At 49.1% G+C, this 15,025-nt stretch carries 9 protein-coding genes; 7 read left to right on the top strand and 2 right to left on the bottom strand.

Features of this window, described 5'->3' with window-relative positions; all coding sequences use genetic code 11:
* Nucleotides 1–105: 105 nt before the first annotated feature.
* Entirely contained in the window at nt 106–534 is a 429-nt protein-coding gene (locus QE390_RS00045; RefSeq protein ID WP_307140548.1) for a T9SS type A sorting domain-containing protein, read from the bottom strand.
* Complete coding sequence (locus QE390_RS00040; RefSeq protein WP_307140547.1) at nt 500–3,154, bottom strand: right-handed parallel beta-helix repeat-containing protein; 2,655 nt, start codon at nt 3,152–3,154, stop codon at nt 500–502. Before QE390_RS00040 ends, QE390_RS00045 begins: the two co-directional genes overlap by 35 nt.
* A 586-nt stretch (nt 3,155–3,740) precedes the next feature.
* On the opposite strand from QE390_RS00040, the gene QE390_RS00035 reads away from it, so the two are divergent.
* The 7 genes from QE390_RS00035 to QE390_RS00005 form a co-directional block, all read left to right on the top strand.
* Nucleotides 3,741–4,934: an AGE family epimerase/isomerase gene (locus QE390_RS00035; RefSeq protein WP_307140546.1), complete on the top strand. Its 1,194-nt coding sequence runs from the start codon at nt 3,741–3,743 to the stop codon at nt 4,932–4,934.
* A gap of 3 nt (nt 4,935–4,937) precedes the next feature.
* Nucleotides 4,938–6,170, top strand: a complete 1,233-nt coding sequence (locus tag QE390_RS00030; RefSeq protein ID WP_307140545.1) for a sugar MFS transporter — start codon at nt 4,938–4,940, stop codon at nt 6,168–6,170.
* Nucleotides 6,167–7,741: a DUF4127 family protein gene (locus tag QE390_RS00025; protein ID WP_307140544.1), complete on the top strand. Its 1,575-nt coding sequence runs from the start codon at nt 6,167–6,169 to the stop codon at nt 7,739–7,741. Before QE390_RS00030 ends, QE390_RS00025 begins: the two co-directional genes overlap by 4 nt.
* A gap of 31 nt (nt 7,742–7,772) precedes the next feature.
* Nucleotides 7,773–10,850, top strand: coding sequence for a TonB-dependent receptor (locus tag QE390_RS00020; RefSeq protein WP_307140543.1), 3,078 nt, complete (start codon nt 7,773–7,775; stop codon nt 10,848–10,850).
* Between the two features lie 5 nt (nt 10,851–10,855).
* A complete protein-coding gene (locus QE390_RS00015) occupies nt 10,856–12,550 on the top strand; it encodes a RagB/SusD family nutrient uptake outer membrane protein (protein WP_307140542.1) in 1,695 nt (564 codons plus the stop codon).
* 57 nt (nt 12,551–12,607) lie between these two features.
* Nucleotides 12,608–14,317, top strand: coding sequence for an FAD-dependent oxidoreductase (locus QE390_RS00010; protein WP_307140541.1), 1,710 nt, complete (start codon nt 12,608–12,610; stop codon nt 14,315–14,317).
* Nucleotides 14,318–14,348: 31 nt separating this feature from the next.
* A partial coding sequence (locus QE390_RS00005; protein ID WP_307140540.1) for a family 20 glycosylhydrolase occupies nt 14,349–15,025 on the top strand: 677 nt, incomplete at its 3' end.

The following is a 15,025-nucleotide window of genomic DNA, read 5'->3' as shown; positions in this document are numbered from 1 at the left end:
TATTCTGGTAGGCAGAAGGTTCCCTGATCGCTTCTGAGAAAGATTACAGGGTCGAAGGCACACCAAAGGCCCTCCCGTATGAACGGAGGGCCTTCGACGAATGCTTTACTTTACAAATTTTCGGATGTACGTTTTTGAATCTTCCTGAATTTTCAGCAGGTAAACACCGGGGGTGAGGGACTCAATATTGCATTCAAATCCCTTCCCGGCAACGGCCATTACCCCATGCTCAGCCAGCATTACCTGACCAGCGAGATTGAGAATACTAACCCGAAGCGGTACCGAGCGATCTTCCTTCAACTTTACCTGAATAACCCGCTGGGCGGGATTCGGATAGACGGTAATCACATCCGTTTCCGGGCAATGTACCGAACCTGAGATGATGGAGCTGTACGCAAAGGAATGATCCTGATCCATGATTTTCAGCCGATAGTACCCGATTTCTGCGGCGGGCGGAGTAGCCAGCAAGGAATAGTAGTTCCGCACTTTACCCGCCGGACTAGCGAACGTGAGCGGCTGAAAATTGAATCCCATCACGGCTGTGTTCGACGATGAATTGGCTTACGTTTCGCTCTTCGGATGTATTCCAGAATAGCTTTACCTGGCAATTTTCGTCTCTTAGGTAAAAGTTAAGTAATTTGAGAGGTAAAGGAGTACTGGTTTGTTTTTCAAGGATGACGGACGCGTAGGGAGCCAGCGTGTAATTACCCGAATACGTTACACCACGCACGTCTTTATAGGTCTGCGTTCCCAGATTAATGGTCTGGCTTACGCTATCTGGATTGACCCGAAAAAGAATCTGATCTTCGGGGGAATGTTCGGTCACTTCCAGCTCAGCAAATACCACATTATCAATCCAGGCTTTACGGGGAGCATCGTGCAGGGTGAGGCTTAAGAAGGTATTGTCGTTGGTATAGTTCGGACTCAACAACAATTCAACTTCCTGACGGGACGAGGATAGAAATACCGTTTTTAACTTGCATACGGCGAAATTGGAAGAAGCAGAGGTCAGCAAGGCTACTTGCAGAGCCGTAGTGTCCACACTGCCTTTGGCTGAGAACTTCAGCCGGTAATACTTGCCATACGTTAGCGTCCCGACATTGATGACCACCCGGGAGGATTTGGTTCCATTCCCCTCGTCCATGTTTAGTCGGAGAGAGCCTCCGTCCAGTTGATTGGTGTTATCCCAGGTAGGGGCATTCGTTCCGCTGGCAGGTGTCAGGGTATAAGCCGTAGCACCCGTGGTGAGACCCGTGGTAAACGTACTGTTATTGGCATTGGTAATACGATTGGCCCCTGCCGACTGAATCGTTACGGGGGCATAATAACTCGTTCCAAATTGACTGTGTGCATCGTAGGAAAGACCCTGCCATTGGCCCAGCGTCAGGGCTCTGGATATGCGGGGCGTGGAATTGGTAAGGACGGTCTGCACAAACGTAGGATCTTTCTCGAAGGGCTGGGCATAAAAATTACTATCCAACGTACCGACCATCGGCAGGAAGGGCTGTCTTCCCGTCTGCAAGATACCGCCCTGCTGACTCACCAACTTGGCATAAAATAGGTTTCCAGTAACCCGGTGGTTTCTTGACACAAATACGGTATCCGGGAAATAGCCAAAACCGTACATATTATCGTAAAAAGTATTGTTTCGTACAGTATGCGAAGAGGTGGTTACATTCAGCATCAGAGCCGCACCCATGACTTGATGCACGGTATTACCCGCCACCAGATTCCCGAAGCTGTTCCCATCCATGTATATGCCAGTGGCATAATTGGAATTAACTACCTTCGATGTCGTTCCGAAGAGGTTCGGATAGGCCTTACTCACGATATTACCAATCACCTGGTTATTACCGTATCCGTACGTTGCCGGGGCAAAACCCTTGAAGGTATAAATTCCCCCCACGTCACATTTCACCAGAGCAAAATTAGAAATGCGGTTATTCTTTACGATCAGATTACGCCCTTCAAACCGGATGCCGCAAAAGCCTACGCTATCAATGTAATTCCAGGCAGACAAAGCATTTCGTCCTACCATATTGATGGCATTGTACTGGTTATTATTAGGCTCGCCCATGCCCGCCCGCAAAGCCGTGCGGGTAATTCGGTTGCGGTTGCATTCGTATTCGCTGGCGGTAATAAAAATGGCGTTGTTGTTGGTGTTTATACATTCATTCGCGGAAACCACCACCTGCGAAGCCCGGTTTACCCAGACCCCGTTATGCGTATTTTCAAAACGACAGTTTTCTACCCGAATGCCCTTCGTTAATACTCCTGCGGCACTGTCTACGCGTACGGCGTACTCATTGGACTGCGTGAACGTAAGTTGCTGGAGACTAAGGTTACTTTTTCCGCTGGCAAAAAAGCAGGTACTGCTAGCGGGAGCTTCCGTCAGTAGTTGATTAGGGTCTACGTTTGAATACAGATAGATTTTCTGAGCCGTTCGGTCATAGTACCATTCGCCCTGCTGATCCAGGGTTAACAGGTGATTTTGAATGAAATAGCCATAGCCCGCATTTACTTTATAGTTGCCAAGAGCTGGTGACGCAAACGTGAGGGTGTTACCTACGTGCGACTGAATGACGGGCTTGTTGAGCAGAAACAAATTAACCCGAACCACAGCCGTAGCTCCCGTCCAGTCTTGGCCTGATAGCGTATTATCCGTTAATACATTATTGCCAATTCCTGACTGGATTCGCAAGTAGCCCTGATTTGTAGCGTCGGCATTGGGGTAACGGCCTATTTGCTGAGACACGCCATTGATGAAAAAGTTGTTCAGCGATGAGAGGGAACTGGCGTAATCAGCCACGTAGATATTACCCTGATAAAGACTCCAGTTGGTAATTACCTGCGAGCCATTAATAACGGGTTTGGCACCCTGACCATAAGAGCTATACGTAATACTCGCTCCCGCTGTCCCGGATTGATTCGCCAGTATTTCTCCGCGAAAGACGTCTCCGCTTCGAAAGAGAATGCTATCGCCCGCCTGGAAGGTAGTGGCATTGAGTTTGGCAATGGTTTTCCAGGGACTCGCTGGACTTAGTCCGTCGTTGGTTACATCGTTCCCGAGGGATGAAACATAATACGTCTGCTGAGCCTTAAGCCCCAGACTACTCGCCAGAAAAACGAGAATACATAGGTAATACTGTTGCATAATACGTACGGTTTAGAAAGTGTATTCGTACAAGAAGCCCGACTTCACTCTCAGCCTTCGGAAGAATGCCTTCCTTATCCGAAAGAAGCTTCTTATAAAAACATTTATTATTAGCAAAGTACCATATTTAAAAATCGAGGGATCGGATGAAATGGTGCATAGACTACCGGAAATGTTGCAATCTTCAAGGTATACGCTGATTTTCCGGTGGTAACATCGTCTTTACTACTCATAGATGTTGGGTTCTATGATCTTCAAACCCCATCAAACCGTGAGTTCATTAGTAAAGCCATGTATCAGACTTGACCATCTGGTCCAGCTCCACATCTTCAGAATCGTTCAGAACAATCTATTGCATTTTTTATACTGAACAGAACATTATTATCCCATCCCTTCGCTCGATCTATAAGGCCTTGCCAAAGTTCCCGTTTAAATATTTTATTATTTTGTTTTGATTATATAATTATCATTTTGTTAATTTACGGCATACTTAATAAATATTATTATTAAGTATGCCGTAGTTTCTGTGTTCTATTATCAGAGAAGCATCCCTTTCGCTATTGATTCATTATTCTGAACCTATTTTATGAAGGTACTTGATTACCAGACTCTTTATGAGAATGAGTTACTTGAAGGCATCATCCCTTTTTGGCTGAAGCATTCCATTGATTCTCAACACGGAGGCTTTTTTACCTGTCTGGATCGGCAAGGCCAGGTATATGACACCGACAAATTCGTTTGGCTACAAGGACGGCAGGTATGGTGTTTCGCGATGCTCTATAACCAGATAGAACCTAAAAAAGAGTGGCTGGATTGTGCCGTTCAGGGAGCCGAATTTTTACTCAAACACGGGCGTGATGAAGCCGGAAACTGGTATTTCTCCTTAACTCAGGAGGGAACTCCGTTGATTCAGCCTTATAATATTTTTTCCGACTGCTTCGCGGCGATGGGTTTGGCCCAATTGCATCGAGCCACCGGAAATGAGGTATATGCCCAGGTAGCCAAAGAAACCTTCCTGAATATCCTCGCGAAACAGGGTAACCCCAAAGGCATTTATACGAAGCAGTATCCAGGCAGCAGGCCTTTGAAGAATTTCGCCTTACCCATGATTCTTTGCAATCTGGTCCTGGAACTGGAGCATTTGCTGGACCCGGCTTTGGTAGAAGAAACGATTCAAAAAGGGATTCATGCGGTGATGGAAGAATTTTATCGCCCTGACCTGAACCTGATCCTCGAGAACATTGGGTTGGATAACCGTTTTTCTGACTCGTTTGAAGGACGTTTGATTAATCCGGGGCATGGCCTGGAATCCATGTGGTTTATCATGGATTTAGCCGAACGCCGGGGAGACAAAGAACTCATTACCAAGGCTAAAGACCTTACCTTATCCCTGATCGAATACGGTTGGGATTCGGAACACGAGGGCATTTTCTATTTCCTGGATGTCAAAGGACATCCGCCTCAACAACTGGAATGGGATCAGAAGCTCTGGTGGGTGCACGTGGAAACGCTGGTTAGTCTTTTAAAAGCGTACCTGCATACGGACGATGAACGTTGCTGGGAATGGTTTGAAAAAATCCATGCGTATACCTGGACTCATTTTAAAGATGCAGAATACCCCGAGTGGTTTGGTTACCTGAATCGCCAGGGTGACGTACTTTTACCGCTGAAAGGTGGCAAATGGAAAGGCTGTTTTCACGTACCCCGAGGTTTGTATCAATGCAGCCAGACGCTTCGGGCCATTGCCACGAAAAAAGAAAGCCCGCTTTATCAGGATTAGACTATGGCTAACATCCCCGTTTCTGAGTTTACGCAATCCAGTGAGGATTCACAGGTAACTTCCTATAAATCAGCTCTGGTATCGCTGGCGGTGTTATACTTTATGATCGGTTTTATTACCTGTCTGAACGATACGCTGGTGCCTTTTTTCAAAAAGGGATTTGATTTATCTTACTCTCAATCCTCACTGGTCCAATTCTACTTTTTTCTCACCTACGGAATCATGTCCATTCCAGCCGGGAAAATCGTTGAAAAAGTAGGCTATAAATCAGGGATGGTTAGGGGATTTATGATTGCTTCCCTGGGAGCTGCCCTGTTTTTACCAGCGGCTCTCCTGCATGAATATTACCTGTTTCTGGGGGCCTTGTTTGTCATTGCCATTGGTATGGTTTTACTACAGGTAGCCGCGAATCCTTACATTACCATTTTGGGGCCCGCGAAAACCGCCTCTTCGCGTTTAACACTCATTCAGGGGGTTGGGTCCATCGGGACAACCACGGCCCCTCTTTTTGGTTCTGCGTTCATTTTGGGCCCACTCGAACATGCATCAAGTGAGGCTGTACATTACCCTTATCTCGGCATTTCGCTGGTGCTTCTGTTGATTGCCGTAGCCGTCTGGAAACTGAAATTACCCACTTTAACCGCTAATCATTCTCATACGAAAGAAGCCCGAGGGCCGTTTACCTACCGCCATTTACGTTACGGCGTTTTAGGGCTTTTCTGTTACGTAGGAGCCGAAGTATCCGTCGGGACCTTTCTTACCAACTACATTGCCGATACTCTCCAAATCTCTGAAAATGAAGCCAACACCTTTGTAGCTTTCTATTGGGGAGGAATGCTGGCCGGTCGGTTGATTGGCTCTGTGGTCTTAAAATCCGTGGCTCCCGCACGCCTGCTAACCGCTCTGGGCTTCGCTTCCATGGCGTTAATTTTCTGCTCGCTGAATACGAATGGATACGTGGCCATCTGGAGTATGATTGCCCTGGGGGTATGTAACTCCGTGATGTTTGCCATCATTTTTTCACTATCGGTAAAAGGGCTGGGAGCGGCTACCTCACAGGCTTCCGGTTACCTGTCCACCGCCATTGCAGGAGGGGCCATTGTCTCCTACGGACAGGGGTATCTCATTGATCATTACAACTGGTCGATTGCTTTTGTATTACCTCTGATTTGCTACGCATACATCACTTTTTTTGGAATGAAGGGCTATAAACCCGAGCAAACCTATACCGCATGATTCGCTCTTTGTTGTTTTTGATGATCTTCTGGAGTTTTTCCGTAACGGCACAGAAACCAGGGAAAAACCGGATTTTGCTAATTCCCCTGGATGACCGTCCCCCCTGTTTGCAATTCACGCAGCGAATGGGGCAAATTGCCGGGGCCGAAGTCGTAGCCCCACCGCTGGCGATGCTGGGCCAGTTTACCACACCGGGCCAGTCGGAAGCCATTGGGCAGTGGATTCTTTCCCAGGATCTTTCGTCCTTTGATGCGGCCATTGTTTGCCTGGATATGCTAGCGTATGGCGGACTTGTGGGGTCACGCGTTCATCAGGTGCCGCTGGAAACGGCAGTAAAGCGACTGGAGATTATTGCCAAACTCCGGGAAAAAGCTCCTCGTCTGCCTCTCTATGCTCAGAGTGTACTGATGCGACTAGCCCCTTCGGCTGATATGAAGAATGACGCTTACCGGGCCCAGTTAGCTCGTTGGGCCGAAATTTCCCCTGACCCTTCCCGTCAGGAAGAAACCGCTCAGTTAGCGAAAGTTATTCCGGCAACGGCACTGGCTGATTACCAACAGGCACGGCTTCGCAACCATACCATCAATAAGAAAGCCATTGAATGGGTAAAAAAAGGAATGATTGATTACCTCCTCATCACGCAGGATGATGCCAAACCGCAGGGTGTTCACATCGCGGAAGGGCAACGCTTACGGGAGCAGATCAAGCAGCAAAACCTTCAGGCGAAAGTAGCTTTACAACCCGGTACGGATGAGGTGTCTATGTTGCTGTTAGCTCGTTTCCTGACCCAAAAGGCTGCTTTTACTCCTAAAATTAAAGTCTATTATTCGTCGGATTCCCTCTCCAAACGGGCGATGCCTTTTGAAGACCGTCCGCTGACGACTTCGGTGCGTTATCAGATTGAATCCGCCGGAGCTACCCAGGTTGACAAGGAAGCAGATGCTCAGATTTTGTTATACGTATATACCTCCCGTCAGCAGCCTCAACGAGCAATCTCCTTTGTAAACGAAATCAAAGAAAAGCTGGCTTCGAGAAAGCACGTTATCGTAGCAGATATTGATCCCGTTGGGAATGTGCAGGGCGGAGATTCCGTTTTTTCAGCATTACTCATCAAACACCAGTTACTACCCGCCTTGAGTGGGTATGCATCCTGGAATACCGCCGGAAATACGTTGGGAACGGCTTTACCCCAAGGCGTTACGTATTACCTGGCTTCGCAACGTTTTAAACAACCCAAAACCGCCCTATACTCGGCCCAGCAATGGTTTTTACTCAACCGGGTTCTGGATGATTATTATTTCCACACGCTGATTCGCCCGGAAGCCAACCGCCGCTTTGGTAAACCCGGGTTAGGAGCACTCATTCTGGATGAAAGCCGGAACAAGCAGGTGGAAGCCTTCTGTCTGGATCGATTACAAGGGTATTTGAAAACGCTTGAGCAGGATTACTTTACCTCTAAACCTTTTGCTTCTTTCTGCCAACGACCCCAGCATCTGCAATTCAGTCTTCCCTGGCACCGCACCTTCGAAGCTCTGATTGATTTTGATCTGGATTGTTCGCGGAAGAATTAACCTAGTTTCACCTCATATTTTACTTCATGCGATGATGAATTTTACCCAATCCCGGCACCGGGAATGGCTGCTAGCCTTTTTTCTGGTGCTGATGCAAGTATGTACACTTTCAGCACAAAGTCTGATCGTAAGAGGCAGGGTAACGGCGGATAATGGAGAGGCCCTACCCGGAGTAACGGTAGTTGTTAAAAACACTACTACAGGTACCACCACGGACACCGATGGACGCTATACGCTCAGACCCGGTAGCTCTTCGGGTATACTGGTCTTTTCTTACCTCGGCACCACTACGCAGGAAGTTCCTTTCAACGGAGCCGGGGAGTATAACGCGGTGCTTAGTGAAGAATCCAAGAAATTAAATGAGGTAGTCGTGGTGGGCTATGGCACTCAGAAAAAGGTCAATCTGACCGGATCGGTGGCCATTATTGACCCCAAAACCCTCACCAATCGTCAGGTAGGTTCTACTTCCCTGGCCCTACAGGGAGCCGCTCCCGGCGTAACCATTACCCAGCAGTCGGGCGTACCCGGCGGGGATGCTGGCACCATTCGCATTCGGGGCGTAGGCTCTATCAATGCGGGTCAGAGTCCTTTGATTCTGGTGGACAACGTGGAGATGAGTCTGGATGCCATTGATCCGAATAACATCGCCAGCATTTCCATTTTAAAGGATGCCGCCGCTGCCGCCGTTTACGGTTCCCGAGCCGCCAATGGGGTGGTCTTGGTCACGACCAAACGCGGAGCCAAAGGGGTTAACATCAGCTATAATAGCTACGCTTTGAAGCAAAGTCCTACGGATTTACCGAAGAAAGTAAGTGCTCTGGAACACATGATGTACTGGGATGTAGCCCAGGCTAACAGCGGACTTCCCGCCACTTTTACCCAGCAAATTGCGGCTTACCAGAACACAGGCCCGGATAATAAAACCATTTTCAACACCGACTGGCAAAAACTGGTGCTGACCAATTCTGGGCTGATGCAAAACCACAGCCTCACCCTCTCCGTGGGTGGTGATCGCATTAAAACCTTTGCTTCGGGCAGTTTTTTAAATCAAAACGGACTCACGGCGAACACCAATTACAAACGCCTGGACCTTCGCTTTAACACGGATATCAGTATCACCAAAAAGCTGAATGCCTCGGTGGATCTGGTATTAAATAATTCCAACCGACTCTGGCCGGGACAATCTTCCCCTCAGTACCTGATTCGTGAGATGATTGGGCTTCCCGCCATTACCCCAGGCCGTTTCGATACCGGCCAGTGGGGCGAAGGCTGGGCTAACTCCAACCCTGCCGCCAAGGCCCAGGACGGTGGTTTTGACCGTAGCCTAACGGATTCCCGCATCATCAAAGGAACCCTTACCTATACCCCTATCGAAGGGCTGGAATTACTAGCCACCTACAGCTCGAACTATTACACCAATCGGGCTCGCAATTTCGTCGATCAGTACGACATCTATTCAGCGGACGTGGCTAATAATACCATGATTTATCAACGTTCGTGGCCCGCTCTTAACTCGCTCTCCGATAACATTTCCCAGAATAACCAAAATCTGTTCCGGGCCCAGGCCACGTACACCAAAGCCCTGGGTAAACACGCCTTTACGGGTTTGGCGGGCTTCAGCACGGAAGATTTCAAAACGAGCTTTATTAATACCTTCCGTCAGAATTTACTCTCGCCCGACCGTCCTTACCTAAGTAGTGGCGATCAGTTAGGACAGACGCTGAACGGGGGCGAAAGCCGCTTTTCCATGGTGTCGGCTTACGCCCGACTGAATTATACCTACGACGAACGTTACCTGCTGGAAGTCAATGGCCGCTGGGATGCCTCTTCCCGTTTCCGGGAAAACAACTGGTGGAAGCTCTTCCCTTCCGTCTCTGGCGGCTGGCGGATTTCTCAGGAATCCTTCTGGGAAAGCCTTCGCTCTACTATTAGTGAAGCCAAAATCCGGGCTTCGTACGGATCTCTGGGTAACCAAAATCTGATTCGTGGCGGGGCAGCAGACTATTACCCGACCTACGCTTTATTTAATTCGGGAACGGCTTATAACTACTACTTCGGTAATGTCGTCGTGCCCGGTTATGCTCTTACGAACGCGGCTAATGCAGGAATTCGCTGGGAAACCTCCCGGATTCTGGATCTAGGTCTTGACATGAGTCTGCTCAAAAACCGACTTAACCTGACGGCTGATTTCTTCCAGCGGGATATTGTCGATATGCTTCAGTTGGTCCCCATTCCTTCGTATGTGGGCCTGACCGCTCCGTTTGTGAACTCCGGTTCCATGCGAAACAAAGGCTGGGAGTTGGGACTAGGCTGGCGTGATAAAGTCGGAGCTTTTAGTTACCAGGTTCAATTGAATGCTTCGGATGTAAAAAATACGCTGTTACGCAATGGCGGCAAACCTATCATCAACGGAGCTACCATTCAGCAGGAAGGCTCCGCTCTGGATTCGTATTACGGCTATCTGGCGGATGGGTTTTTCCAGACGGCAGAAGAAGTAAAAAATGCCCCTTTCCATTACGGCAACACCGCTCCCGGTGATATTCGCTACCGGGACATCAGCGGCCCAGATGGAAAGCCAGATGGAAAAATCGATGGGTATGATCGCACCATCCTGGGTAACTACTTCCCACGCTACGAATACAGTCTCAACCTCTCCGGCCAGTATAAAGGATTTGACTTTACCGTTTTCCTTCAGGGTGTAGGAAAAAAGGACAATTACCTGTCGGGAACGGCGGCCCGCCCGTTCTTTTCCTCCAACTTCCAGGGGACCATGTTTGAGTATCAGAAAGATTCCTGGTCGTCTGACAACACCAATGCTGCCTATCCGCGTCTGACCGTTAACAGTATGCCCAACAACTACGTAACCTCCTCTTTCTGGGTACGTTCGGCGGCTTACTTACGTCTCAAAAATATGGTGGTAGGCTATACCCTGCCTACGGGCTTTACCAATAAGGCTCGAATCAAATCGGCTCGTATTTACCTCAGCGGCCAGAACCTGATTACCTGGACTAACTTCTTCCCCGGTTTCGATCCTGAACAACGGGATACGGGTGGTGAGTTTTACCCCATCATGCGTACCTACACCGTCGGTTTAAATCTTAATTTTTAACCCTCATGAAATACAGATTCCTCTCTATACTAAGCCTTTGCGTATCGATGACCCTGTTTTCGGGTTGCAAAGATTACCTATCCCAAGCCCCCTTGGATGCCCCGGCTACGGGTGAGTTTTTCAATAACCAGAACGAAATGAACGGGGCCTTAACAGCCCTATACCGTTCGGCCTACTGGAATACGGGAAACACACCCTATCAGTCCATGATGGATGGTTGGACGGACTTAGCCCTGCTGCGTGGACTTGATTTAGGCGAAGGCAATATTGATGTGTACAACGCTCACGCCCAAAACATCTGGACCTTTGCCTATGCGACCATTCAACGAGCGAACACGATGATTGAAGGCATGGAAAAAGGGAAAGGGAATGTTCCGGCAGCTACGTATAACCGCTTGCAGGCCGAAGCCCGGGTCTTACGGGCCTATGCTTACTTTTACCTGGCTTTCATGTTTGGCGATGCTCCCTTACTCACGAAACCTTTATCGCCAGAAGAATTTTACACACAAACCCGAACGTCAAAAGCCGAGATCATCAAATTTATTTACGATGAACTCGACGCAGCAAGTAGCGTTCTGGCCTGGGCCCCAGCGGACTACGGACGAGTTAGTAAGGCGGTTGCTCTGGGCTTGAAAGCTCGCACCGCTTTGTATAATAAAGAATACCAGGTTGCGGCGAATGCTTCCAAACAAATCATCGACGGAGCAGGATTGAGTCTGAATCCAAACTTTGGGGATTTATTCACCAGAACCGGACAACTCAGTAATGCGGGCAAAGAAATCATGTTTCATGTCCTGCACTCGGAAGCCGATGCCAATTCGATTACGTACCTGCCGCTGGGCAGTATCTCCCGGTCAGCGGGCGGGCAATCGGGACGATTCCCCCAACAAAGACTCGTCGATATGTTTGAAGCCAAAGATGGCAAACGGATTGATGAATCTACGGTTTATGACCCCAGCAAACCCAGCCGTAACCGCGACCTTCGCTTAAAGTATACGGTAGCCTTGCCCGGTGATACCATCCGCATGAATTTGCAGACGCTGGTTTACACCATTTATCAGAATACCACCTCGTTTCGAAATACGGACGGTAGCTGGATTACCCGCACCAATGCCGATTTTGATAATGCCTTTGGTCCTGGCAAAAGTGGAGTAGGTTTGCTGCACGCCAAGTATACCTTAACCGAAGAAAATGCCTTTACTTCGCGGGTAGGCTTTATTCTGATGCGATACGCTGAAATTCTTCTGATGTACGCTGAAGCTAAAATCGAGTTAAATCAGGTGGATGATTCCGTAATCAATGCGATCAATCAAGTCCGGCAGCGAGCCAAACAGCCCGTAGTAGAAGCAGACGTTCGAACCAGCCCCACGAAACTGCGTCAGCTCATTCGTCGGGAACGGGTAGCGGAGCTGGCCATGGAAGGCTTCCGCTGGTTTGACATTCGTCGGTACGGAATCGGAGAGCTGGTCATGCCGCAGAAGATTGTGGGCGTTCCTAAAACGGCAACCACCCTTGCCGCTCCTCCTACGTTCACCAGCTCCGCGGCTCATGATCTGAATAACATTCCCGTGTATAACAACAGCGAATCCCAACGGTTCATGCGGGAACAACGATACTGGTATCCCCGATTGGAACTATTACCCGTTCCTCAGACCGAACGAGATATTAATCCGAAGCTTACGCAGAATCCTAATTGGTAAATTTTCCTTCCCCCAGATAAGATTTAGCTGGGGGAAGCTTCTTTTTTATAATTACGTATGAATCGTCGTCATTTTATCGAGCGTTTGTCCCTGGGCAGTGGGGGCTTAATGGCTTCCTCCGCTCTGGCCTTTCCCCTGTCGGGGCAAGCCGCTTCTTTTTCAAAGGCCAGCGGTCAGGAATACACCGCCGATGTTGTCATTGCCGGAGGAGGCCTGGGTGGCTGTGCCGCAGCTTTAGCGGCTTTACGAAATCAGCAGACGGTTATTCTCACCGAAGAAACCGACTGGATTGGCGGACAGGTAACCCAACAGGGCGTTCCTCCCGATGAACACGACTGGATTGAAACGCACGGAGCAACTCGCCTGTACCGCGAATTCAGAACCTCCGTGCGTCGCTATTATCAACAGTTTTATCCATTAACGGAGGCCGCTAAATCCCGCACGTATTTTAATCCAGGCGATGGAACCGTTTCTAAAATTTGCCATGAACCTAAGGTAGCTCTGGCCGTTTTGGAGCAGATGCTAAACCCTTACCTCAGTTCCCGACAATTACGCATTCTTTTGAATTATAAGGTAACGGCAGCGGACGTGAAGGGCGATGAAGTAAAAGCTCTGAAAGCCACCCACCGCCCCACAGGTACCACGGTAGTTCTTACGGCTCCTTATTTTGTGGATGCCACTGAACTGGGTGATTTATTACCTCTGACCCGAACGGAATTCGTTACCGGAGCGGAATCCAGAAAAGAAACCAATGAGTTACACGCCCCCGAAAAAGCCGAACCCAATAACGTTCAGGCCTTCACCATGTGCATGGCTTTGGATTACATTCCCGGATCCAATTTTGTCATTGACAAACCCAAAGAGTACAGTTTCTGGTCCAATTACACGCCTAAATTTACGCCAGCCTGGTCGGGGAAATTGCTCGATCTATCGTACTCCAATCCGAAAACGCTGGTCCCCAAAGCTTTAGGCTTCCATCCAGAAGGGATTGCTACGGGCGATAAACTGAACTTGTGGAATTACCGGAGGATCATTAACAAGGCTAATTTTAAAGCCGGATTTTTTCCCGGAGACATTACCCTCGTCAACTGGCCCCAGAATGATTACACCCTGGGTAACCTGATTGGTGCCAGTGAAAAAGATTTTACGCACCACGTCAATCGGGCCAAACAGTTAAGCCTTTCCCTGTTGTATTGGTTGCAAACCGAAGCTCCTCGCCCCGACGGCGGAGCGGGCTGGGCGGGACTCCGGCTCCGGGAGGATATTATGGGCACGGAAGATGGACTTGCCAAATATCCGTACATCCGCGAATCCCGACGGATTAAAGCAGCCTTTACCATTCGGGAAGAACACGTGGGAGCCGAACAGAGAGCCCAGGTTACGGGTAAAAAAGAAACGCTGGCCGCCCCCTTTAAAGACAGTGTAGGCGTAGGATATTATCACATCGACCTGCATCCCAGCACGGCCCAGAATAACTACATTGATTTTGGCTCGCTGCCCTTTCAGATTCCGCTCGGAGCCTTGATTCCGCAGCGGGTTCGTAACCTCCTGCCCGCCAATAAAAACATTGGCACCACTCACATTACCAATGGCTGTTACCGACTGCATCCCGTGGAATGGAGCATTGGCGAAGCCGTAGGTATGCTGGTAGCCTTTGCCCGTCAAAAACAGGTGATACCCAGGACGGTGTACGAAAAATCTTCATTGCTTGAAGAATTTCAAAAGACCGTTCGCTCCCAGGGCATTGAAACCCAGTGGCCTGCTTAACCGGGCTTTGCAGGCTCTTAACTCTAAACCTATGTACTTTCGCTTTCTCTTTTTTTGCTTATTGTTTTTCCCTGGGCTCGGAAAAGGGCAGACGCCCGCTCTGATTCCTGTACCTGAGAGCCTTGAGATGGGTTCGGGTACTTTTACGCTGAGTACTCAGACACGATTTTACGCCAGTAACCCCGAAGTACGAGCGTTGATTCAGGAGCAACTCCCTTTCCTGAAATCAGCCTCTTCTCCCGCAGGAGCAACCGTTTTATTTGAGATTACCCCGAAGCTGACCTTGGGTCGTGAAGGGTACGACCTTCACATCAGCCCTAAAAGCCTTACGCTGAAGGCTACACAAATGGCGGGGCTTTTTTACGGCTTACAAACCCTGCGTCAATTACTGCCCGTTTCGTACACCGCTTCGTCCTACCCTGTTCCGGCTTTACACATCCGGGATCAACCCCGGTTTGGCTGGCGGGGGCTTATGCTGGACGTGAGCCGCCATTTCTTTGATAAAGCTTTTGTGAAGCGATACATTGATCAGATGGCCCGTTACAAGTTCAATGTCTTTCACTGGCATTTAACCGACGACCAGGGCTGGCGAATCGAAATCAAGAGTCTTCCCAAGCTGACGCAGGTAGGAGCCTGGCGAGTGCCCCGAACGGGTCGCTGGTGGGACATTGCTAACCCTGAACCGGGAGAAGTGCCTTCCTACGGCGG

It is taken from the genome of Siphonobacter sp. SORGH_AS_1065 (assembly GCF_030818595.1).
Lineage (GTDB): Bacteria > Bacteroidota > Bacteroidia > Cytophagales > Spirosomataceae > Siphonobacter.
Note: the sequence above shows the minus strand (reverse complement) of the source record. Positions and strands in the feature narration are given on the sequence as shown.